The 23,145-nt window shown below is 62.8% G+C and carries 20 protein-coding genes and 1 pseudogene; 11 read left to right on the top strand and 10 right to left on the bottom strand.

The features are described 5' to 3' along the window. Window positions 1-63: 63 nt before the first annotated feature. A complete protein-coding gene (locus BZG29_RS11475) occupies window positions 64-1,080 on the top strand; it encodes an alpha/beta hydrolase (protein WP_077402523.1) in 1,017 nt (338 codons plus the stop codon). A 118-nt stretch (window positions 1,081-1,198) separates the two neighbouring features. Here BZG29_RS11475 and BZG29_RS11470 read toward each other — a convergent pair whose 3' ends face one another. The 7 genes and pseudogenes from BZG29_RS11470 to BZG29_RS11440 form a co-directional block, all read right to left on the bottom strand. After that, window positions 1,199-1,837, bottom strand: a complete 639-nt coding sequence (locus BZG29_RS11470) for a phasin family protein (RefSeq protein ID WP_077402520.1) — start codon at window positions 1,835-1,837, stop codon at window positions 1,199-1,201. Window positions 1,838-2,117: 280 nt separating this feature from the next. After that, on the bottom strand, window positions 2,118-2,438 hold the full coding sequence (locus BZG29_RS11465) for a hypothetical protein (protein ID WP_077402517.1): 321 nt from the start codon (window positions 2,436-2,438) through the stop codon (window positions 2,118-2,120). 27 nt (window positions 2,439-2,465) lie between these two features. Continuing rightward, the gene (locus BZG29_RS11460) at window positions 2,466-2,837 is read right to left on the bottom strand and encodes a VOC family protein (protein WP_171984983.1); all 372 of its coding nucleotides are present in this window, start codon (window positions 2,835-2,837) and stop codon (window positions 2,466-2,468) included. A gap of 72 nt (window positions 2,838-2,909) precedes the next feature. Continuing rightward, window positions 2,910-3,512 (bottom strand): pyridoxamine 5'-phosphate oxidase family protein, encoded by a 603-nt coding sequence (locus tag BZG29_RS11455; protein ID WP_077402515.1) that lies wholly within the window; start codon window positions 3,510-3,512, stop codon window positions 2,910-2,912. Between the two features lie 13 nt (window positions 3,513-3,525). Beyond that, window positions 3,526-4,803, bottom strand: coding sequence for a YncE family protein (locus tag BZG29_RS11450; RefSeq protein WP_077402512.1), 1,278 nt, complete (start codon window positions 4,801-4,803; stop codon window positions 3,526-3,528). Window positions 4,804-4,857: 54 nt separating this feature from the next. Further along, a pseudogene (locus tag BZG29_RS11445) lies at window positions 4,858-5,598 on the bottom strand (creatininase family protein). Window positions 5,599-5,900: 302 nt separating this feature from the next. Beyond that, window positions 5,901-6,368: an SRPBCC family protein gene (locus tag BZG29_RS11440; protein WP_077402509.1), complete on the bottom strand. Its 468-nt coding sequence runs from the start codon at window positions 6,366-6,368 to the stop codon at window positions 5,901-5,903. 214 nt (window positions 6,369-6,582) lie between these two features. Here BZG29_RS11440 and BZG29_RS11435 point away from each other — a divergent pair, with 214 nt between their 5' ends. The 3 genes from BZG29_RS11435 to BZG29_RS11430 all read left to right on the top strand — a co-directional run bounded on the left by BZG29_RS11435 (window position 6,583) and on the right by BZG29_RS11430 (window position 8,236). Further along, complete coding sequence (locus BZG29_RS11435; protein WP_150130872.1) at window positions 6,583-7,002, top strand: hypothetical protein; 420 nt, start codon at window positions 6,583-6,585, stop codon at window positions 7,000-7,002. 548 nt (window positions 7,003-7,550) lie between these two features. Continuing rightward, a complete protein-coding gene (locus tag BZG29_RS28115; RefSeq protein ID WP_171984982.1) occupies window positions 7,551-7,691 on the top strand; it encodes a hypothetical protein in 141 nt (46 codons plus the stop codon). Between the two features lie 122 nt (window positions 7,692-7,813). After that, the gene (locus BZG29_RS11430) at window positions 7,814-8,236 is read left to right on the top strand and encodes a hypothetical protein (RefSeq protein ID WP_077402502.1); all 423 of its coding nucleotides are present in this window, start codon (window positions 7,814-7,816) and stop codon (window positions 8,234-8,236) included. 237 nt (window positions 8,237-8,473) lie between these two features. Here the strand turns inward: BZG29_RS11430 and BZG29_RS11425 are convergent, their stop codons facing one another. The 3 genes from BZG29_RS11425 to BZG29_RS11415 all read right to left on the bottom strand — a co-directional run bounded on the left by BZG29_RS11425 (window position 8,474) and on the right by BZG29_RS11415 (window position 12,556). After that, complete coding sequence (locus tag BZG29_RS11425; RefSeq protein ID WP_077402499.1) at window positions 8,474-10,114, bottom strand: methyl-accepting chemotaxis protein; 1,641 nt, start codon at window positions 10,112-10,114, stop codon at window positions 8,474-8,476. A gap of 80 nt (window positions 10,115-10,194) precedes the next feature. Then, a complete protein-coding gene (locus BZG29_RS11420) occupies window positions 10,195-11,316 on the bottom strand; it encodes a patatin-like phospholipase family protein (protein ID WP_077402496.1) in 1,122 nt (373 codons plus the stop codon). A gap of 313 nt (window positions 11,317-11,629) precedes the next feature. Next, window positions 11,630-12,556, bottom strand: coding sequence for a LysR family transcriptional regulator (locus BZG29_RS11415; RefSeq protein ID WP_077402493.1), 927 nt, complete (start codon window positions 12,554-12,556; stop codon window positions 11,630-11,632). Between the two features lie 115 nt (window positions 12,557-12,671). Between BZG29_RS11415 and BZG29_RS11410 the strand changes: the two genes are divergently transcribed. From BZG29_RS11410 to malF, 7 genes are all read left to right on the top strand, one after another. After that, window positions 12,672-14,234, top strand: a complete 1,563-nt coding sequence (locus BZG29_RS11410; protein ID WP_253192855.1) for an MFS transporter — start codon at window positions 12,672-12,674, stop codon at window positions 14,232-14,234. A gap of 238 nt (window positions 14,235-14,472) precedes the next feature. Beyond that, a complete protein-coding gene (locus tag BZG29_RS11405) occupies window positions 14,473-15,693 on the top strand; it encodes a carbohydrate porin (protein ID WP_077402490.1) in 1,221 nt (406 codons plus the stop codon). A 312-nt stretch (window positions 15,694-16,005) separates the two neighbouring features. Continuing rightward, window positions 16,006-17,019 carry a substrate-binding domain-containing protein gene (locus tag BZG29_RS11400; RefSeq protein WP_077402487.1) on the top strand — a complete coding sequence of 338 codons (1,014 nt, stop codon included), beginning with the start codon at window positions 16,006-16,008 and terminating at the stop codon, window positions 17,017-17,019. Between the two features lie 300 nt (window positions 17,020-17,319). After that, complete coding sequence (locus tag BZG29_RS11395) at window positions 17,320-18,957, top strand: alpha-amylase family glycosyl hydrolase (RefSeq protein WP_077402484.1); 1,638 nt, start codon at window positions 17,320-17,322, stop codon at window positions 18,955-18,957. Window positions 18,958-19,041: 84 nt separating this feature from the next. Continuing rightward, window positions 19,042-20,127 (top strand): sn-glycerol-3-phosphate ABC transporter ATP-binding protein UgpC, encoded by a 1,086-nt coding sequence (ugpC, locus tag BZG29_RS11390; RefSeq protein ID WP_077402481.1) that lies wholly within the window; start codon window positions 19,042-19,044, stop codon window positions 20,125-20,127. A gap of 109 nt (window positions 20,128-20,236) precedes the next feature. Beyond that, window positions 20,237-21,457 (top strand): maltose/maltodextrin ABC transporter substrate-binding protein MalE, encoded by a 1,221-nt coding sequence (gene malE / locus BZG29_RS11385; protein WP_077402478.1) that lies wholly within the window; start codon window positions 20,237-20,239, stop codon window positions 21,455-21,457. 176 nt (window positions 21,458-21,633) lie between these two features. Further along, window positions 21,634-23,145: a maltose ABC transporter permease MalF gene (malF, locus tag BZG29_RS11380; RefSeq protein ID WP_077402475.1), complete on the top strand. Its 1,512-nt coding sequence runs from the start codon at window positions 21,634-21,636 to the stop codon at window positions 23,143-23,145.

Genomic DNA, 23,145 nt, shown 5'->3' with positions numbered 1-23,145 from the left:
CGTGTGCGCCCTGTCCTGCCTGGCCTACACTGCAAGCATCAACCCTCACCATCAGGAGCTGGCATGACGATCCTGCGCACCACCCTGCTCGGTTTGCTGGCGGCCATCCCGCTGGCTGCCGGCCTGGCCGCCTGCTCGCCCTTGATGGCCATCAATGCCTTCTCGTCCGGCAGCGCCTCGCACGTGACGCGCGGCCTGGCTTACGGCCCCCTGCCACGGCAAAAGCTCGACGTGTACGCCCCCAAAATCCGCACGGGGCCCGTGCCCGTGGTGGTGTTCTTTTATGGCGGCAACTGGACGACGGGCGAGCGCGCCGACTATGCCTTCGTGGGCCATACGCTGGCGGCGCGCGGCTATCTGGCCGTGATCGCCGACTACCGGCTGTATCCGGACGTGCACTATCCCGAAATCCTGCAGGATGCGGCCCGCGCCGTGGCCTGGGCCGCGATGGAATCGAGCCGCCACGGCGGCGACCCGACGCGTCTGTTCGTCATGGGCCATAGCGCCGGCGCCTACAATGCGGCGATGGTGGCGCTCGACGCCAGCCTGCTGGCGCGCCACGGCATGCACCCGCACGACTTGCGGGGCTGGATAGGCCTGGCCGGCCCCTATGATTTCCTGCCGATCGAAAACACCACCACCCGGCCCGTTTTCTTTTACCCGGACACGCCCGCCGCGTCGCAGCCCATCCACCACGTGACGGTCGAAGCCCCGCCCGCCCTGCTGATCGCCCCCCTGCCCGGACAGGATAAATTGGTCGATCCGCGACGCAACACGGGCGGCCTGGCCAGCGCCCTGCGCGCGCTTGCCAGGCCCGTGACGGAAACGTATTTCGACCACGTGGGCCACGCCACCCTCGTCGCCACGCTGGCCACGCCCTTGCGCAGGCTGGCGCCCACCCTGGACGCCGTCAGCGCCTTCATCGACGCCAACTGCGGAAGCGGCAGCGGTGACGCGATCTTGTCCGCGGTCTTGCCCGAGGCAGCCGTGCCGGCAAGCATCACCTTGCCAACCCGCGCACCTGGCGCGGCCACGCCGGCCGCTGAACTGCACGCATACGACAAAACGCCCGCCCCGTGAAGGGCGGGCGCTCTGTCCAAACCAAAACGCACGATGTTGCGTGCCGGCTGGCCGCATAGCTAGCCGCACCTCAAGGCTCGGTCCTCGCGATGCGGCTCAGCCGCAAGCAGCCTCGTGCTTACTCTTTACGGCTGGCGCTGCTGCTCTTGCTTTGTGCGGAACCCGCTTGCGATACGCTGCCGCTGGCCGAGCCTTCGCTGCCGGCCGACTGCTGGCTGCCCTGGTGGCTGCCGCTTTGCAGGCTTTGGCCGTCACGGCTTTGCGCGCCCCGTTGCTGGTCGCGGCTGGCGCCGTTTTGCTGATACGCCTGGAACGGTTCAGCGATGCGCTGCATGGCTTCCTGCTGCTTGCGCACGTTTTTCTCCGTTTCTTCCGACGCCGTGCGGGCCACTTCTTCGGCCAGCGCCTTGGCAGTACGGCTCGTTTCATTCACATGACGCTCTGCCACGTTGGCCAGTTCGACCTGCGTATCGGCTGCCAGGCGCGACACCTGCTGCTGGTATTTGCGCAGTTGCTCGGCGGCTGGCTGGCCCGCCGCGGCAGCCACCTGGAACACATCTTCAGCGCGCTCGACCGTCAGCAGGTTCTGGCTGGTGACCGTGCTTTCTTCCAGCAAGCCTTGCGCCAGTTGCATGTTCAGGTCGCTGAAGTGCTGCACCGACTGGAACAGCGACTTCGACAGTCCATTGAAAAAAGCCAGTTGCGCTTCCAGGTGGTTTTTGGCGGCGGGGGTAACACTACGGGAATATGGATACATGGAGTTCCTCATTAAATAGCGGTTGGGTGGACATAAACAAATGGCGACACCACCGACTGTCGAACGGTGAGGCAGACGGCCGGGCTACGCCACGAAACGCGAAAAAACATATCCGATTGGTGGGACGATGCTTTGCAACGCGAGTCCCAAGGCTACGTGAGCACCGCAGTTGAGGGATGATCTGGATCAAAGGTGCGCTAGGCTGCGCAGAAAGTTTTGGTTGGACGGCTTGCCCTTGGCAAACGTCAGTGACGTGACGGTAAATCTGTGCCAGGCACGTTCAGCCCGGCACGACGGGCTTGTAGCCACGGCTGCGCAGCGAAGCTTCCAGCCAGCGGTTGCCATACCAGCCGCGCGCCAGCAGGTAACTGAGCTCCGCGGCAGCCATCAGCAGCATCATCGGGCCGATGCGCAGCTCGGTGGCCAGGTGGCTGCCAAACCACAGGCACGCATCCATGGCCAGCATGAGCAGCAACAGCCACCAGCGGCGCTTGGCGAAGGCCCAGAACGAGCCAAGCAACAGGGCCGGCCAGGAAAACCCTGCTTTCACATAGGCATAGCGGCCGGCATCGTCGGCAAACAGGGTGGCGCTGTGCTTCATGCTGCTCTCTTCAGGTAATGACCGGCGTCAAGGTGCGGGATGGTGGCAGACGGCTTCGACATTGTGACCGTCCGGGCCCAGCACGAAGGCGCCGTAGTAATTCGGATGATAAATTTCGCGGATACCGGGGGCGCCGTTATCCTTGCCGCCCGCTTTCAGTGCGGCCTGGTAAAAAGCATCCACCTGGGCACGGTTGTCCGCCGCGAAGGCGAGATGCATGCCGGCATGCGGCGCGCCGCCCACGCCGAACCAGAAATCGGGCTTGCCATCCTTGCCCAGGCCAACCCAGCCCTGCACTTCCATCACCACCGACACGCCCAGGGGCGCCAGGGCGGCCGAAAAGAAGGCCTTGCTGGCCTGTGCATCGCTGACATTCAAACCGATGTGATCAAGAATCATGCTGGCGCTCCTTTGGAAGTGATAGAACAGGCCGCACAGTATGCGCCAACATTGCCTTTTCAGCAAGTAAAACTACAGGTCCGGCGCATAGCGGGCAACCATCTGTTCCTGCGTTTCCTGCGGCCCGCTGCCGCCCGTCTGGTCCTGAATCATCTGCCCCATCGTCGGCAATACGCTGCGTTCGACCTGGGCCGCGCTGTCCCACAGGCGCGAACGCATGAGGGCCTTGGCGCAATGCAGATACGCCTCGGCCACGCGCAGGCGCATGACCAGGCGCGGCGGGTTGCGCTCGCCGGCGAAGTGCGCCAGCAGCGCAGGATCGTCGCTGAGACTGGCTTCGCCATTCACGCGCAAGGTTTCATCGACGCCGGGGATCATGAACAGCAGCCCCGCCCTCCCCGTCTCGGCAATATTGCTGAAGCTGTCGAGGCGGTTATTGCCCTTGGCATCGGGCAGCAGCAGGGTATGGGAATCGAGCACCTGCACGAAACCGGGCGCGCCGCCGCGCGGCGAGGCGTCGAGCTGGCCGCCAGCGCCGCCCGAGGCCAGCACGGCGAACGGAGACAGCCCGATGAAGGCGATGCAATGCGGGTCGAGATGGTCGAGCTGCTTGCTCAGCGCCCGCCCCTGCGCGGGCGGATAATGCGCGCGCAGTTGCTCCAGGGTGATGGCCACGTGCCTGCCTCGCCTAGCGCAGGTTGCCCGTGTGGCCCAGCGAATAGCGGCCCGGCTGCGGCCATACGGTCAAGCCGTGCGGTTCCTGGCCAACTTTGACCTTGGCAACGTCGCCGCTGTTCGTATCGATGCGGTACACCACGTCGTCGAAACGGCCGGACAGCCACAGGTACTTGCCATCGGCGGACACATTGCCCATGTCGGGGCTGCCGCCGCCAGGTATCGGCCAGTTCGCCACCACTTTTTCCGTCGCGAAATCGATCACGCTGACGCTGCCCTTGCCCTTGGGCTTGCCGTGGATGCGGTGCGTGCCACGGTTGGCCACGTACAATTTCTTGCCATCGCGGCTAGGGTACAAGCCGTGTGCGCCCACGCCCGTCTGGATGAAGCCGATTTCCTTCAGGGTGGCGCCATCGACGATGTGCACGCCGTCGGCGTCCATGTCGGCGATGAAGAATTTCTTGCCGTCCGGCGAGATGCGTATGTCTTGCGGCATGCCCTTCTTGACGCTGCAGATTTCATTCGCCGGGCCGCCCACGGGGCCGGACTCGGCAAAGCGCTTGGCCGGCATCTGCAGTTTCAGATAGCCGTCGACCTTGCGGCCCACCAGGTCGATCTTGGCGATGGTGCCGTCGAACTCGCAGGTGAACATGGCGTAGCGGCCGTCATTGGAAAAATCGGCATGGTTGATGCCGCCGCACTGGGGCGTGTCGATCGAATACTGCACGGCCATGGTCTTCGGATCGCGGAAATCGAGGCGGTGGCGCGCTTCGGCCACGACGATGGCCGACTTGCCGTCCGGCGTGTAATACATATTGTAGGGATCGTCGACGGGCACTTCCTTGCCCGGCTTGCCCGTCAAGGGGTCGACCGGCGTCAGGCTGCCCTTGTCCGTGCGCTCGGCATTGTTCGCCACCCACAGGGTGCGCAAGTCCCACGACGGCACCACGTGCTGCGGGCCGCTGCCGACCTTGAACTTGTCGACCACTTTCAGGCTGTCCTGGTCGATCACATACACGTCGTTCGAGCGCAGGTTCGGCACGTAGACGCGGCGCAAGTGATCCTTGACGACGGGGCTCATATTGCTGCTGGCGATGCTGCCATACACGTTTTTCGGATCCACCAGCGGCGGCATGCCCGGCAGCGGAGAGTAGGCGGCAGCCGGCGCTACAGCAGCAGCGGCAGCGGCCGGCGTGCTGGCGCCGATGACCTGGCTGGCCACGCCCAGGCCGGCCAGTGCGGCAGCCAGGGCGGACAAGGTGACGATGGTGCGTCGTTGAGATTTTTTCATGTGATTTCGCGTCGTTTCGTTGCAAAAGCCGGAAGTTCAGCACTTCCAGCGGAATTATTTAGGTCGTTGCAGCAGTTGCCTGATGGCGGCCACCGAGGTATCCACCTGCAGCTTGATGCCGATCTGGCCCAGTTCAGCCGTGGCGCGGGTCGCGTCGCCGCGCACGCCGTCCGCCACGCCAGGCTTCGCTCCGTGGGCCATGGCCTCGCTGCGCACCAGCGACGGGTCCGTCGCCAGCATCAGCGCCGCGTCCGCCAAGCCGGCATGCAGGCCGATCTCGGCGCTGCTGTGGCCGCGCTTCTGCAGTTCGGCAATATAGGCCGATTGCGTGATGTCATAGTAATCGAGCAAGGCGTAAGCGCGCGCTTCCTTGCCGGCGGAAGCCTTGCCTCAGGCGCGGTTGAGTTTATTCGCCACGTTCTGCTCGTTCTTTTGATAGCCGCCATGGTCGCCGAGAAAAATAATGTCGCGGAAACCATGCTGGCGCAGGCTGGCAGCCGCCCCTTCCAGCACGGCTTCAAAGGCGGCTGGCGGTATCGAGATCGTGCCGGCAAAGCGCATGTGGCCGGCCGGCGGGGTAATACTGCCTTCCGGCACGTAGGAAACAACGGGCGCGACGATGGTATTACCCAGCTTTTGCGCAATCTGCCGCGCCAGCAGCCCGGCGCGCACATTGTGCTTGCCCAGCGCGATGTACGGTCCGCTTTGCTCGACGCCGCCAATCGGCACCAGCACGGTGGTGGCGCCATGGTCGATACGGCTGCGCAACTCCGTGCTGGTCAGTTCTTCCAGCATGACGCTGCTGCTGGCAGGCGTAGCGGCCAGGGCGGGCGCCGTGAACAGCAGAGCCGAAAACGTCAGGACGAACAGGGAAACGAGGGGCTTGCGTGAAATACGGAGCGTGGATGGCGCACAGGGCGCCGGTCGCTGGGGGAACTGCAGAGTCATAAGCCAACATCTTTCCGAGGTCAAAGGCGCCGTGCCCGGCCTTGCCAGGCAAGCTGGCTGCCACGCAGGAATTGTATTCCATCATGACGGGAAGGGCACGTTAATTTGACGCGGTGCTTTGCAAGGAATTGACCAAGAGAAACTATCTGTCAGGCAGTGGTCGCCTTCGCCCTGCCCGCCTCGCCATCATGGAGGGTTTCGTTGCGTTTCTCGGCATAGGCCTTCAGCGCAAGCATCGTCCTGGGAAGCCCGTCCCTGACTTGCCTGGCAACGCCTGGCCCGAACAGAAAGGCAAGCGCTCCTGTAAACCACACGCGGTGAACGACTGCCGATCCGCCATTGACGGCGGCAACCGTGTGCTCGAAGTGGATGCGGAACAGGGGGATGTGGCCCTCGACGGTGAACGAGCGGCCGGCCGTGCGCTCCGTGACCAGCATCGCAATACCCATCCCTTTATTCGGGACTATCCTGCCCTGTGTTCCAACAGCGAATGGCCCATTGAGCCCGGCTTGCTTTGTATCCGGATCCCACAGGTGCCATCGGTCGACCTCGCTCCAGATTTGATCGATGACCGTGGGCGTGACGGCAATGTGGATGCTTTCTTCGATTTGCGTCAATGGGGACTCTCCCTATTCATAGCAATATAATTAAATTCTGGCTGTACTTGCCGCAGACAGAGCCGGGCCATAACGACAGCCTTGTTTGGAGCCAGGCTTGAGCGGTAAGCCAGTGAGTTGGCGCGCTTGACAAGGCACAACCAGGCAAGCATGTCACACCTGGGCACGATGCTATCCTAAAAACGCTGACCGTGAGCACCTTGGACGTTGAGAAATGATGAAGGCAACACACTGGAGGGTTGAAGAGCTAAAGCATCACACTGCGGATATCGTCTGGCTTGATGCCGAGGGTGCTCGCCGTGCCTATGATGTAGTGCGCCTTCATGATTCGAAGACGCATCCCGGCCTGGACGTTAACACCGTTGGCTCCATCGAGCGGTTCGCATTCGGCAATGATGTGGCCAGCGCGACCAGGTGGTTACGTGCCCGTATGCCGGGAAGTCAGCAGGTCGTAGTTGTGTTTGGAGAAGACGAATGCTTGGTATGCAGCAGTGTGTTCCTGGTCGAGAATTGGTCGGATATTTTTGTCCCTTCGCGTGACGACGCGATGATCCATTCGAACAACACGCCTCTTATCGTATTTTATTGCCATGAGAATGCATTCGAGGTGAGGCAGCGAATTGTCTTTGATTAAGAACCCGGTCCGGCCAGGAGCCAACAGCCAGGACGAGTCCGGTCCCGAATTGCACCGCTAAGATGAGCCTGCTATCATCGTTCACATTCAACGCAACTACTATCGGAGTTCACAGTGACGGCATACATCCCCGCTTTGATCTGGCTGCTTTCGGCAGTGGCTTGCCACCTGATTGCCAAACGACGCCTTCTGAAAAAAACTGCGGTCAGGGACATGATAGTCGCTCTGACAGGCCCGTTTGCCATCCCCTGGCTTCTCATCGCAAAGCCCGAAAAAACCTAAGCACGCGAGCACCCGCAGGTTTGGACTGAACATCGGCAGTGGGGCGAAAACTGCTGGTGACGGCAGACGGCCAGGAGCAGCGGTCGCGCTTTTAACTCTTCCTTCAGCCGAGCTTAGCTGCGCCGCTGATCATTTATATTAGGCTGCTCGTGAGAACAAATTTTCATTGCACCTCGATCGAAGATTATGGCAACGGCCGATTAGCAATTGTTCGAGGCTCATTATCGTCGGGAACTGCTTCCCCAGGGATGTCGCTTCAGATTGGATTGAGCGGCACATTCGGCATGACGGTTCCAATCACCGACATACTCGATTCCGGCGAGCTATTGATTGACTGCGACGATCAGGAGGGCGTGGAGATGCTCCTTGCATTTGATGTGGCGAACGAAGATCTCGACCTTGGGTAGAATTCAATATCGTCAAGCCTGCGTTCAGATGTCCGTTTTGGGGCTGAACCTGCCGACGACTGCAACCGGCCAGAAGCGGACAGTCGGCAATTGACCAATTAAGCTTTACTCAGAAAGTCAGCATGTCTCACCGTGATCCTTTTGATGTTATTTCATCCACCGTTGATCTGGATGATCCGGTAGAGCACGGTGATGCTCAACGCTTTATGGTTAACGCCCTGGCTCGGGTGATCGAATGTCTACCCGTTACCGCGCAGTCTTCTGTTTTGGTTGCTAAACGATATCTTGAGGGCGCGGCAACGGATAGCGAGGCCTTAGCTGTCCGGGTGAGGCTTTGGGAGACCATCCGAGGACGCGATATGTCGGATGACCCTGAGGTGTTGCGTATCAGAACCACGATTTGTGCGCTGCACGGCATGGACGCTGAAGCACCTTACGACAAGTTGGAGTACTTTCTGTTTTTTTGGGAGCGCAGCGGCTTAAGCATGGTCGAGCTAGCTGGAGCTATGTTCGACACATACGGCGTTGTTTATCACGACGCTTAATCTGCTGCGGCGGCATATGTCGAATGCGTCAGATCTATGTCTGCTTCGGGGCGAAAGCGGACTCACGCGCCCGAAAATGAGACAGGCACCCAGACTGGCGAAGAGCCGGGTGCCCCCCTCATTCCGCCCTGCCCGCCCGGGCAACTTGACGACCCTCGCCACAGGCGCAGCACGTCCACGCTCGCGCACCGGACAGTTGCGCCGCACAACCCCGGCGTACCGGGGCAGTCACAAAGTTTAAGCGCGGGCACTGCGGCCGGGCAGCGCCAGGCGCCGGCTGGCCGTTGCCGGGGCCGGCAAGCCGCCTGCCACTTTCAGCGGTTTTGCCTGGGCGTCGCCGCGCAGGCGGAACACGGCTACCACGTCGACCAGCTCGACGGCGCGGTCTTGCAGCGAGGACGCGGCGGCAGCAGCCTCTTCCACCAGGGCCGCGTTCTGCTGGGTCACCTGGTCCATTTGCGAAATGGCCTGGTTCACTTGCTCGATGCCGGCGCTTTGCTCGTGGCTGGCGTTGGCGATATCGCCCATGATGTCCGTCACGCGACGGATGCTGGCGACGATTTCTTCCATCGTCGCGCCCGCCTGGTCGACCAGCGCGCTGCCCGTGTTGACCTTGTCGACGGAATCCTCGATCAAGCCCTTGATTTCCTTGGCGGCAGCCGCCGAGCGCTGCGCCAGGTTGCGCACTTCGGTGGCCACCACGGCGAAGCCGCGGCCCTGTTCGCCCGCGCGGGCCGCTTCGACGGCCGCATTCAGCGCCAAAATATTGGTTTGGAAGGCAATGCCGTCGATCACGCCGATAATGTCGGCGATCTTCTTCGCCGATTCATTGATCGAACCCATCGTGCCCACCACTTGCGCCACCACGGCGCCGCCCTTGCGGGCCACGTCCGAGGCGGACACGGCCAGCGAGTTCGCCTGGCGCGCATTGTCCGTATTCTGGCGCACGGCCGAGGTCAGCTCCTCCAGGCTGGACGCAGTTTCTTCCAGGGAAGACGCTTGCTGCTCCGTGCGCACGGACAAGTCCGCATTGCCGGCGGAAATCTGCGCGGCCGCCACGCTGACCGTATCGGCCGAGGTGCGCACGGTGGCGATCACGCCGACGATGCGCTCGAGGAATTTGTTGAAGGCAGTGGCCGTGCGGCCCACTTCATCCATGCGCTCGACGGGCATGGCGGCGGACAGGTCCAGCGAAGCGCTGACACGCTCCAGCGTGTGTTCGATATCGCCCAGGCCGCCGCTGATGGTGCGGTAGATATGCCAGGCCAGCGCACCCGTCAGCAGCACGGCCACGCCCAGCACGGCCAGCATGGTGTTGAACGCCGTGTCGTAGGCGGCCAGGCTTTCCGCTTTGACATCGTCGACCAGCTTGTTGTTGTAGGCGATATGGTCATCCATGCTTTTCTTGGCGGCCGCGGCCGTGATGGCCAGCGGCGTGCCGGCCAGCAAGGTGGCGCGCACGCCATCCATGTCGCCCGCGTAGGCGGCGGCAAAGAATGGCACCAGCGCGCGGCGGTAGGCTTCCATGGCGGCCTGGTCGGCGTCGAGCATCTTGCTGTCCGTCGCGTCGTACAGGCGCTCGGCGCGGTAAGTGGCGATGACCTTGTCGAAATTCGTGTTGGCATCGGCCACGGCCTTGTCCAGCGCCGTCTTGTCGGCCAAATTCGAGAACACGGACAGGCGGTAGCCGGCCAGGCGCGAATCGGCCAGGAAACCCTTGGCCGCATTCAAGCCCTGGATGCTGGGGATGATGCGGTTTTGCACCGTGTCAAAACGCTCCTGGGCGCGCTGCAGCTGGATGGCGCCGCCGGCCCCCAGCAATAGCAGGGCCAGCAAGGCGATGGTGAGAGTCAGAATTAATTGCTTGGTGATATTCATGGTGTTTCACAGTAAAAAGAGTGGCCTGGCAAGGCCAGGCAGGATAAATAGCTGCCGATCGGGTGGCCGGGGATCGGTGGCTAGGCCGCCAGCGGGGAAGCGTCAGGCGTGCGGCGCAGCAAGTCGCCATGCTGGCGGCAAAACGCCAGGCCCGCCTTGTGGCCCACATCGAACAGCAGCTGCATGTTCGAGCTGGACCAGTCCAGGGTGTCGGGCCAGTGCTGCTCCGGGATGCCGCCCATCAGGTCGAGCTTGAGCAAGCGCCGCTTGGGCTGGCCCGTGCGCGCATCCGTGTTGTGCTCGAGTTCGAACAGGCGCAGCTCGCTCTTGGAAATTTTCACCAGCGGCGTGATGATGGAGCGCACCCAGGCGTCGTACAGGTTGCGCGGCTTGCGCAGCAAGCGCTCGTCGCCGAGGATATCGAGGATGACCAGGGTATCGGCGTCATGGTGCTCGCCCTTGCCTTCGATAAACGGGTCGAAATTGAGCGTGTCGAGCGCCGCGCCTTCGATGTAATCGTCGCCCGCGATGGTGGTGGGCGCATACAGGAAGGGAAACGACAACGCGGCGCGCACGTGGATGGCTTCGATTTCGTGCTTGCCCCAGATTTGCATGCGGTGTTCGCTGAGGTTGTAGGCATTGATGTAGAAATCGGGGCGCATGCGGGCCACGCCCGAGAAATCCACGGCCTTTTCCAGGAAGGGCAAGTGCGCGCATAGGCCCAGGCTTTTCGCCGACAGGTCCGACGGCGACAGCGACGACACCATCAGCTTGCCCCAGTCCGACCAGGCCGTGGGCACGCCCGCAAACGTTTGCTGGAACGCCTGAAAAAAAGGATTGTTGGCCGGCGGCTGGAAGGCGTCGCGGAAAGTGCTCGCGTGCATGCCCGGCTTCTGGAACACCTTGTAGTTGATCGGGATCATCTTGTAGATGCTGTCGGCCACGCCCGTGTCGGCCCAGCTTTGCAAGGCCTGGCGCGGCGTCGCCTCGTGCGGCGTCGTGTAAAGCAAGCCCATCAACACACCGGCGCCCGAGGCGGAAATGACGTCGAACTCGATGCCCTCATCGAGGAAAGCGGCCAGCGCGCCGGCGATCAGGGTAGAATTTGGTGCGCCGCCACCAAGCAGCAAACCCGTTTTACGGGCCGGTTTCGCTGGCGCGGCTGGCGCCGGATCCGGCGGTGTCGTAGTGACTGTCTTCATGCACACTCCCTGAACGGAACGGGGTTACCATCCCTTAATTGTTGGTTACTACACGCTTATGGCGCCTAATCCTGCACATGTTCCCGCAAGCGACCAGCCGATGCAATGTTGCAGAAACAGATATGAAATTAACATAAATAAATTCCTTATGGCAATTTCCATAACGAATGACCGGTATTCAGGAAGGATATAAGTTGATGCCGTGCGGCATTGCCTGATGCGGTGCAGCAAATATAAATTCGGCAGCGTTAGGAATAATCTCTTTGGGGTAGGAATATTCCCCAACCAGCCGCCGGCGCGGCGGCCAGGGGCATCAAGGGGAGGATGCAGGGTCGGCAGGGGGCGCGGAAAAATGCAGGTGGGTACACAAATGGTCAACAAAGACGCGGATTTTGGGCGACAGGTGGCGGCTTGACGGCCACAGCACCCAGAACTTGCTCGAGTGCAGCAAGTAGCCGGCCAGCACGGCTTGCAATTCGCCGCGCGCAATAGCGTCGCGCACGATAAAGTCAGGTAAATAGGCGAGGCCCACGCCCTGCGCGGCGGCGCCGATCAGCGCTTCAATATTGTTGCAGGTCAAGGCGGTCGGCAAGCGCAACTCGCCGCCGCTGTCGCCCCCGGCGCGCTGCAGCGCCCATTCCTGCAGTTTCCCTGTGGTGGGGAATTTATAGCGCACGCAAGCGTGCCCTTCCAGCGCGCGCGGCGTGGCCGGCACGCCATGGCGGGCGAAATACGCGGGCGAGCCCACGATGGCGAAGGCAAACGGCCCCAGCTCGCGCGCCATCAGCCGCGAATCCGTCAAGGTGCCGCTGCGCACGGCCACGTCGACGCCTTCGGCTACCACGTCGACCAGGCGGTCGTTGAAATCGAGGTCGAGCTCGATTTCCGGATACTGGCGCGTAAAGTCGGCCAGCAGGGGCAGGATGATGCGGTAGCCGATCACGGGCAGGCTGACCTTGAGCTTGCCGCGCGGCGCCTCGGCCAGGTGCGACAGTTCCGCCTCGGCATCACCGAGGTCGGCCAGGATGCGCTGGCAGCGTTCGTAAAACAGCGCCCCCTCGTTGCTCAGGCTGATGCGCCGCGTGCTGCGGTTGAGCAGGCGCACGCCCAGCTTTTCTTCCAGCCGCGCCACGCTCTTGCCCACGGCCGAGGCCGACACCCCGAGCAGCCGCCCCGCCGCCACATAACTGGACGTTTCCGCCGCGCGCACGAAGGCGGCAATGCCGTTCAGATTATCCATGTCATCTCGCCATGTTTATTAGGGAATATTTGTCCGTTATGAGTGGATTTTCAACCACTTTTTCATTGATTACGTCCATATTATCATCGGATTCCCTCTTTCTGGAATCATTCCCATGGATACCAATCACCGTATGAAGCCGGCCTCCCCGGCCCGGCGCGCCTTCGTGCTGGCGGCCGTCTGCCTGGCCGCGCTATGCATGCCGCTCAGTTTTACGGGGCCGGCCATCGCCATTCCCGCCATCGCCGCCGAGCTGCACGGCTCGCCGCTGGCGCTGGCGTGGATCACGAATGCCTTCATGCTCAGTTTTGGCGGCTGCCTGATGGTGGCCGGCGCGCTGGCCGACCGCTATGGCCGCAAGCGCGTGTTCTTGCTGGGCATGGGCGTGTTTTCCGCCGCCGCGCTGGCCCTGGCGGCGGCGCCGTCCATTGCCCTGCTCGACGTGCTGCGCGCCATCCAGGGCCTGGGCTGCGCCATGGCCCTGTCGAGCGGACTGGCGGCCCTGGCGCAGGAATTCGACGGCCCCGCCCGCGCGCGCGCCTTCAGCCTGATCGGCACGGCCTTCGGCGTGGGCCTGGCCTTCGGTCCCTTCCTGGCCGGCACCTTGATCACGCACACGGGCTGGCGCGCCATTTTTGTCGCCACGGCCGCGGCCGGCCTGGCCGCCCTGCTGGCCGCCGCGCGCGCCATGCGCGAATCGCGCGACCCGCAAGCGCAAGGCGTCGATTGGCCCGGCGCCCTGACGTTTACAGGCGCCTTGTCCCTGTTTACCTATGGCTTGCTGCAGGCGCCGCACAAAGGCTGGGACAGCGCCGCCAGCCTGGGTTTATTCGGTGCTGCGGCCTTGCTGCTGGCCGCGTTCATCCGCGTGGAGCGGCGCGCGGCGCGCCCCATGCTGGATTTATCCCTGTTCCGCCTGCCCGCCTTTGCCGGCGTGCAACTGCTGGCGGCCGCGCCCGCGTTTTCCTTCGTCGTGCTGCTGGTATTGTTGCCGGCCCGCTTCATCGGCATCGAAGGCTACAGCGCGCTGGAGGCGGGACGCATGATGATAGCCCTGTCGGCGCCCATGCTGGTGCTGCCAGTCCTGGCCGGCATGGCGGCGCAGCGCCTCGCCGCCGCGCACATCTGCGCCAGCGGCCTGCTGCTGGCGGCGGGCGGCCTGCTGTGGCTGTCGACGTGCGCGCCGGGCCAGCCGTCCGTCAGCTTGCTGGGTCCGCTGCTGCTGATCGGCTGCGGCATCAGCCTGCCCTGGGGCTTGATGGATGGCCTGGCCATCAGCGTCGTGCCCGTCGAGCGGGCCGGCATGGCGGCCGGCATCTTCAATACGACGCGCGTGGCGGGCGAAGGCCTGGCGCTGGCCATCGTCAGCGCGCTGCTGGGCACGTTTACTGTCGCGGCGCTGGGCGGCATTGCCGGCATCGGCGCGGAGCAGGCGGCGCTGGCGGCGCCCTTCCTGGCGCTGGGCGAGCTGCGCCACGCGGGCGCATTGTTGCCGCAGGCCGGCGCCGCCGAACTGGCGCAAACCTATGGCGCCGCCTTCCGCCACTTGCTGTATGTGCTGGCCAGCATTACGACGGCGTCGGCCCTGCTGATCCTCGCCTTCCTGCGCCATCCGGCGAATGCAGCCGATGCCGCACGTGGCACGGCAGCCCTGCCCGCCTGCAAGGCGCCAAACTAAGCTGCCCGGCTTTCCCGCGGCAGCCATCCCCTGCCCCGCCATACACGGCGGCGCCCACGCGCCGCCGCCCGCCGTTGATGTTTCTCCGCAACACCTCAAAAGTTTCAAGGATTAAAACTAGTTTACTGATCAAAGCGCTTTGAACTATACTCAAAGCGCTTTGAAACATAACTAAAGCGCTTTGGCTGTGCGAAGTTATGCGCACCGATCCCACACCTATAAAAACACTGGAGACGCAATGAACCAACATTTCTTGAAAACTTTGCCTGCCGCCGTGGCGTTGGCCTTGAGCGCTTCGGCCGCCCAGGCCGCCCTGCCGATCGATTTCGGCGGCTACATCCGCTCGGGCTTCGGCACCAGCAGCGAAGGCGGCAAGGAAGCGTGTTTCGGCCTGGCCGGCGCCTCGTCCAAGTATCGTCTGGGCAATGAGTGCGAAACCTACGGCGAGCTGAAATTCGGCGGCGAAGCCTTCAAGGCAGCCAACGGCACCACCTTCCGCATCAATACCCTGGTGGCGTTTTCCGTCAACCAGAACCAGGACTGGGAACAATCGGATCCGTCGTGGCGCGAAATGAACGTCGTCGCCGACAAGATCGGCACGGGCGCCTTCGCCGAAGCGCGCGCCTGGGTCGGCAAGCGCTACTACGACCGCCAGGACGTGCACATCACCGATTACTACTTCTGGAACAACAGCGGCCCTGGCGCCGGCCTGGAAAACATCGACCTGGGCGCCGCCAAGCTGGCCTACGCCGTCGTGCGCACGGCCGATGACGGCGACAGCAAGCGCATGGGCCTGTCCCACGACCTGCGCTTCTCCGGCATCAAGGTCAACCCGGATGGCGAACTGACCCTGGGCCTGCAATTCAACCAGAAACGCAATGCGCAAGGCGCGGCCCCCATCGCCAGCGGCCACTTGCTGACCATCATGCATACGCAAGGCAATCTGCTGGGCGGCTTCAACAAGGTGGCATTGCAGTACGGCAAAGGCAGCGCCGCCAACACGGGCGGCTTCAGCCTGGGCGCCAACAAGGATGACAAGGTCGTGCGCCTGACGGAACAGATCATGATCCAGCCCAAAGGCGCCTGGTCGGGCATGGGCACCTTCGTCTATGAAGACAAGGAATCGGCAGGCGTGAGCAGCAAGTGGACGTCGATCGGCGCGCGTCCCGTGTATCACTTCACGGACAACTACAGCCTGGCCGTGGAACTCGGTCACGACATCGTCAAGCCGGAAGGCGGCGAAAGCCGCAACCTGACCAAGCTGACCTTCGCGCCGCAACTGTCGGCCGGTAACAGCTTCTGGTCGCGCCCCGTGCTGCGCGCTTTCTACACCTACGCCAAATGGAACAAGGCAGCCCAGTCGGCCGCCGCCGCGGAATCGGCGCTGTCGTCGACCGGCGTGTTCGGTGGCAAGACCAACGGCAGCTCCGTCGGTTTCCAAGTGGAAAGCTGGTGGTAAGCGCGGGACTCTAGGACTTTGGCAAGCGTCCCCGGACGCTTGCCGGTGGCAGCAACACCGCCCGCTTATCCAGGGGCAAGTAATATCCGGACCCACCATTTCGCCGCTGCACGCGATGGCCGGCAGCTTCAATGTAGTGATTCAGCAGTATCCTCTTTTAGCGCGGGCGCCCCTGGGTTTGCCCGCGTATTTTTTTGGGCGCCGCCGCCGCTTGCCATGACCCTGATCAATCCGGCATTTATCAGATAAACTACCCGTCATCGCACCGCATCGCTCCCGACCCACCCTGGATAGACCCCAACCGCAGCATCCATGAACCTCAAAAATCTCGCCAAAACGCTAGGAATATCCGAAACCACCGTCAGCCGCGCCTTGAATGGCTATCCGGAAGTGAGCGAACGCACGCGCGAGCGGGTGCTGGCCGCCGCGCAGGCGGCCGGCTACCGCCCCAATCCCATGGCGCGCAGCCTGGCCGTGGGACGCACGAATATCGTCGGCATCATCTACCCGCTGATGCCGAACGACCTGGCCGACCCCATGTTCATCGACATCGTCGGCGGCATGTCGGAAGCGCTGGAAGCGCAGCAGATGGACATGATGATCGCGCCCGCCTCGGCCACCAACGAATTCCACACCTATGAACGCATGGTCAAGGGCCGCCGCATCGATGGCCTGATCGTCGGCCGCACGAAGCCGTTCGACGAGCGCATTGCCTACCTGGCGCAGCAGGGCATGCCGTTTGTCGCGCACGGCCGCACCCAGCTGAACCAGCCGCACGCGTGGTTCGACTACGACAACGAGGCCGGCATGCGCCTGGCCGTCGAGCGCCTGGCGCAGCTGGGCCACCAGCGCATCGGCCTGATCAGCGCCACGCCGGACCTGAACTTCGTGCGCCAGCGCGTCGAGAGTTTCCAGCACGCCATGCAGGCGGGCGGCCTGGCCGTCGACCCGGACAACCTGGTCGACAACGCGCACGACCGCCGCGCCGGCTACCAGGCCATGCAGCGCCTGCTGGCCCGCTCGCCCCGCCCCACGGCCGTCATCGTCGACAACCACATGTCGGGCGTGGGCGCCGTGCGCGCCCTGCTCGACGCGGGCATCGCCATCGGCCGCGACATGTCGCTGATCGTCTGGGGTGTAATGGAAGATTCCCTGGCCGGCCACAACGTCACCACCGTCGTCCAGCCCGACCCGCGCGGCGCCGGCGCGAAGATGATCCACATGCTGCTGGCCCTGATGGACGGCACGCCCGTCACCGACCTGCAGGAACTGTGGCCGTGCGAACTGTTGCCGGGCGAGTCGGCCGGGCCCGTAATCCACGCCTGATTTCCCCTCGCACCGCGCAACCCGCGAAATACTGGGGTCAGTCACTGCGTGATCGGAATGCGCCCCACCGGGACGCATTCCCCCGGCGGGTCTGACCCCGGCTCTCCCGCCTTGTTGTCCTGAATCACCCTCATAAAAAAATCGTATGTCTGGCGCGTGTATCGCTTTACTTTTCAAAGCGCTTTGAACTATACTCATTTCATACCCAAAGCGCTTTGAATTTTAAAATAAGACGTTCGCCTACCAACCAGCAGCGCGTCCTGATAGCCAAGGCTACAGGCAACTTTTAAGAAATCATTCATGCCGACCATCCAGAACAATCTCGCCCACCTGCCCGCCGACTGGTGGCGCAGCGCCGTCATCTACCAGGTTTATCCACGCAGCTTCCTCGACAGCAATGGCGACGGCATCGGCGACTTGCCTGGCATTACCTCCAAGCTCGATTACATCGCCGCCCTGGGCGCCGACATCGTGTGGATTTCCCCCTTCTTCACGTCGCCGATGAAAGACTTCGGCTACGACGTGGCCGACTTCTGCGACGTCGACCCCATGTTTGGCAGCCTGGCCGATTTCGACCGCCTGGTGGCGCGCGCCCATGAACTGGGCTTGAAAGTGATGATCGACCAGGTGTTGTCGCACTCGTCCGACGTCCATCCATGGTTCGTGGAAAGCCGCTCCAGCCGCGACAATGCCAAGGCCGACTGGTATGTGTGGGCCGACCAGAAACCGGATGGCACGGCGCCGAATAACTGGCTGTCCGTGTTCGGCGGTTCCGCCTGGCAATGGGAGCCGCGCCGCGGCCAGTATTACCTGCACGATTTCCTCGCCAGCCAGCCCGACCTGAATTTCCACAATCCAGCCGTGCAGCAGGCCCAGCTGGACAACCTGCGTTTCTGGCTGGAACGCGGCGTCGATGGCTTCCGCTTCGACTCCTGCAACTTCCCGTATCACGACCAGTTGCTGCGCGACAATCCGCCCGCCGCGCAGCGCGACGCCAGCAGCGTGTCGGCCATCAACCCGTACGGCATGCAGGCGCACGTGTACGACAAGACGCAGCCGGAAAACATCGCTTATTTGCAGCGCGTGCGCGCCGTACTTGACGAATATCAAGCCATTTCCATCGGCGAAGTGGGCGACGACAATGCACTGGCCACCATGGCTGCCTACACGGGCGCCGACAAGCTGCACATGGCTTACAGCTTCAACTTGCTGACGGCGGAGTTTTCCGCCGCGCACATCCGCACGCAGGTGGAAGAGTTCGAAGCGCAAGTGGCCGACGGCTGGGCTTCCTGGTCCGTGGGCAACCACGACAGCGTGCGCGTCATGACGCGCTGGGGCGGAGATAATCCGTCGCCATCGCTGGCCAAGGTGGTGCTGGCCGTGCAGGCGGCGCTGAAAGGCACGCCGTGCCTGTACCAGGGCGACGAGCTGGCCCTGACGGAAGCGGACATTCCTTTCGAAGCGCTGCAGGACCCGTACGGCATCCCGTTCTGGCCACAGTTCAAGGGCCGCGACGGCTGCCGCACGCCGATGCCGTGGGTGGCCGATGCGCCGCACGGCGGTTTCAGCACGGCAAAACCTTGGCTGCCCGTGCCGCCCGAGCATTTGGCGCGCGCGGTGGATGTCGAAGAAAACGATTCCGCTTCACCCTTGCAGTTTGCGCAGAACATCCTCGCCTGGCGCCGCACCCTGCCGCAATTGCTGCGCGGCGACATCGTCTTCTTCGATGCGCCGGAACCCGTGCTGGCCCTGCGCCGCGACTTGCCGGGCCAACCGCCCGTGCTGGCTGCCTTCAACCTGGGCACGCAAGCCGTCACGTTCGCCTGGCCTGACGCGGCGCCAGCGGCCGACCTGGCCGGTCATGGATTGCCAGGCAGCAAGGATGGCCAACAGCTCAGCCTGCCCCCGCATGGCGGCTGGTTCGGCACCCTGGCGTAAATCGCAGGCTTTGGCGGCCATGCCGCCAATTACAATAACGAGCCCCGCGCATCAGCGGGGACGGATTGACACAGTGAGGACGACATGGCAGGACTGAAATTAGCAGGGCTGAAGAAGGCATATGGCGACGTGCAAACCCTGCACGGCATCGACCTGGAGATCGCCGACGGCGAATTCATGGTCTTCGTGGGCCCGTCGGGGTGCGGCAAATCAACCTTGCTGCGCAGCATCTGCGGCCTGGAAGAAATCAGCGGCGGCGACTTGTTCATCGGCAAGACCCGCATGAACGACGTGCCGCCCGCCAAGCGCGGCATCGCCATGGTGTTCCAGAGCTACGCCCTGTACCCGCACATGAGCGTGGCGCAAAACATGGCCTTCGGCCTGAAACTGGCCGGCATGAACAAGGTGCAGATCGCCGACGCCGTGCAGCGCGCCGCGCAAATCCTGCGCATCGAACCTTTGCTCGAACGCAAACCAAAAGACTTGTCGGGCGGCCAGCGCCAGCGCGTAGCCATCGGCCGCGCCATCGTGCGCAAGCCCGACGTCTTCCTGTTCGACGAACCGCTGTCGAATCTGGACGCCTCGCTGCGCGTGCAGATGCGCATCGAACTGGCGAATCTGCACCGCGAATTGCGCTCGACCATGATTTACGTCACACATGACCAGGTCGAAGCGATGACCCTGGCCGACCGCATCGTCGTGCTCAACGCGGGCCGCATCGAGCAGGTGGGCGCGCCGCTGGAGTTGTACCACCACCCCGCCAACCTGTTCGTGGCCGGCTTCCTCGGTTCGCCCCGCATGAACTTCCTCAAAGGCAAGATCCATAGCTATGCCGATGGCGTCGCCACCATCGCCACCAACGCGGGCGGCATGCTGCAGGCCGTGTTGACGCAGCCATTGGCCAGCGCTACCCCCGTCACCGTCGGCGCGCGCCCCGAGCACGTGCAGGCATGCGCGCCCGGCGCCACGGCCGCCATCACGGCCACCGTGCAGGCGGTGGAAAAACTGGGCGACATCAGCTATCTGTATGTGCAGGTGCCGGGCGGCGACGAGCCGCTGGTGGTGCGCGCCGATGCGGAAACGGACTGGGCGATTGGCCAGTCCGTGGCGCTGCAGGTGGCGCCCGCCCGCGTCCATGTGTTCGACGAGCATGGCCAGACCCGTACCTGATTTCGAATTTAAGGGGCCAGGCGCTACAGGCGCCGCCTGGCCTGGTTGCATCGTTTCAGCCTTGATACTCAACATAAACTTAGCATAAAAAAAGATACTGGAGATTGACATGTCCTTCACGCACCCGAAACGCAGCTTCATCAAAACCACCCTGATCGCCGCCGCCCTGGCCGGCATCGGCAACCTGGCCGCCGTCAGCATGGCGAACGCGGCCGAAGCAGGCACCCTCTTGATCTGGATCAATGGCGACAAGGGCTACAAGGGCCTGGCCAAGGTCGGCGAGGAATTCACCAAGAAGACGGGCATCAAGGTCGTCGTCGAGCACCCGGAAGATGCGCCGAACAAATTCCAGCAAGCGGCCGCCGCCGGCAAGGGCCCGGACATCTGGATCTGGCCGCATGACCGCATCGGCACCTGGATCGACGCCGGCTTGCTGCAACCATTGACGCCAAGCAAGGAAGCGCGCGCCGCCATCCTGCCGCTGGCCTGGAACGCCTTCACCGTGGGCGGCAAGACCTGGGGCTACCCGATCTCCATCGAAGCCGTCGCCCTCGTCTACAACAAGGACCTGGTGCCGACCCCGCCAAAAACCTTCGAGGAAATCGCCGCGCTGGACAAGAAATTGTCCGCGCAAGGCAAGAAAGCCATCCTGTGGGATTACACGAATACCTATTTCACGTGGCCTTTGCTGGGCGCGGGCGGCGGCTTCCCGTTTGAAGTCAAGTCCGACGGCCGCTACGATGCGGCGAAAACGGGCGTGAACAATGCCGGTTCGCAGGCTGGCGTGAATGCGCTGATGACCCTGATCAACAGCGGCGCCATGCCGAAGGGCGCTGGCTATGCCGAGATGGAAGCCGGTTTCAACCAGGGCAAGATCGCCATGATGATCAACGGCCCATGGTCGTGGGACAATGCGCGCAAGTCGAAGATCAATTTCGGCGTGGCAACGATCCCTACCGTGGCAGGCAAGACGGCCACCCCATTCGTGGGCGTGCTGGGCGCGATGATTTCGAAAGCCAGCCCGAACAAGGACCTGGCGACGGAATTCCTGGAAAACCAGATGCTGCAGATCAACGGCCTGAAAACCATCAACGCCGACGTCCCGCTGGGCACGCCGGCGAACAAGGTGCTGTTCGCGGAACTGAAGGCCAATCCGAACATCCAGGCAACGATGGAAAGCGCGCAAGCGGGCCGCCCGATGCCGAACAACCCGGAAATGGGCCGCTTCTGGTCGTCGATGCAATCGGCGCTGGAAAACATCACGCAAGGCCGCCAGACGACCAAGGATGGCCTCGATGCGGCGGCGAAGCGGATTACGACGGCGAATTAAGAGCTATATCGTTGGCTTGGTTGACGCTTTCAACATGAATCAACCCTAAACCCAAAACGACATCCGGGGTCGGACCCTCAGGGTCCGACCCCGGCCGTTCAACGGGTTCGGCCATCAATACGCCAACATCGTTCCCGCGCCATCCTTACAGCGCTTCATTTTCACAGGTATCCATCGTGCGCAAGTTTATCGGCCCTACGGTATTGACCATCAGCATGGCGCTGGGTCTGTATCTGCTCTTCATGTTGTACATTTCCGGCCAGACCATGCTGGCCGCCGTTTTCCTCGGCTTGCTGACCCTGACGACGTTTGTCTTCACGTCGCCGCGCGCCTATGCCTACCGTTATCTGTTTCCCGGCATCACGGCGGTGATCGTCTTCGTGCTGCTGCCGATGGTGTACACGGTGTCGATCGGCTTTACCAATTTCAGTTCGCGCAACCTGCTCACCTATGAGCGCGCCACGCAATACCTGCTGGACGAGACGCAGCGCGTGGAAAGCGCCGGCTATGCCATGACCGTGCATGCCGACAACAAGGAATACCGCTTGCGCCTGGAAAGCCCGGACACGGGCGAAGTGCTGCTGACGCAGCCGCTGGCCCTCAAGCGCGCCGTGCCCCTGAACGTGGAAGTGACGCCGCTCGACCCCGTGCAGGCGCCCGTGCTGGCCCCGCCGCTGCCCATCAAGGACATCATCGCCCTGCAAAAGGATATCAAGTTGCTCACCTTGATCCTGCCGAACAGGATCGAGCTGCGCATGGTGGGCTTGCGCGAATTCGGCCCCGTCGCGCACGTCTACAAGCAGTTGCCGGACAAAACGCTCAAGAAAGTCGCCACCGGCGAACTCGTGACACCGAACTTCAAGACGGGCTTTTATGAAATGCCGGACGGCACGAAACTGGAACCGGGCTTCAAGGTCAACGTCGGTTTCGCCAACTTCGTCAAAATTTTCTCCGACGAAGCGTTCCGCGGTCCTTTCCTGCGCATTTTCGTGTGGACCATCGTTTTCGCCCTGATCAGCGTGGCCACCACGACGGGCCTGGGCATGGTGCTGGCCGTGCTGCTGAACTGGGATGCGCTGCGCTTCCGCGGCCTGTACCGTACCCTGTTGTTCCTGCCCTACGCCGTGCCGGGTTTTATCTCCATCCTGGTCTTCAAAGGTTTATTTAACAATAACTTTGGCGAAATCAACCTCGTGCTCGACGCCTTGTTCGGCATCAAGCCCGCCTGGTTCTCGGACACCACGCTGGCCAAGGCCATGATTCTCATCGTCAACACCTGGCTTGGCTACCCCTACATGATGGTGGTGTGCATGGGCTTGATCAAGGCGATCCCGTCGGACCTGTACGAAGCGTCGGCCCTGGCCGGCGCGGGACCGCTGACGAATTTCTTCAAGATTACGTTACCCCTGATCATCAAGCCGCTGACGCCGCTGATGGTGGCCAGCCTGGGTTTCAATTTCAATAATTTCGTGCTGATCAGCTTGCTGACGGGCGGACGTCCCGATTTCCTCGACACAACGTTACCGGCCGGCACGACGGACTTGCTCGTGTCCTACACCTACCGCATCGCGTTCGAGGATTCCGGCCAGAACTTTGGCCTGGCCGCCGCCATCTCGACCCTGATCTTCTTCCTCGTGGCCGCGATTTCGCTGGTCAACATGCGCCTGACGCGCATGAACAAAGCATAA

Source organism: Janthinobacterium sp. LM6, assembly GCF_002002885.1.
In the GTDB taxonomy this organism is placed as follows: domain Bacteria; phylum Pseudomonadota; class Gammaproteobacteria; order Burkholderiales; family Burkholderiaceae_D; genus Janthinobacterium; species Janthinobacterium kumbetense.
The sequence above is the reverse complement of the archived record's forward strand: the minus strand, read 5'-3'. Positions and strand labels throughout refer to the sequence as shown.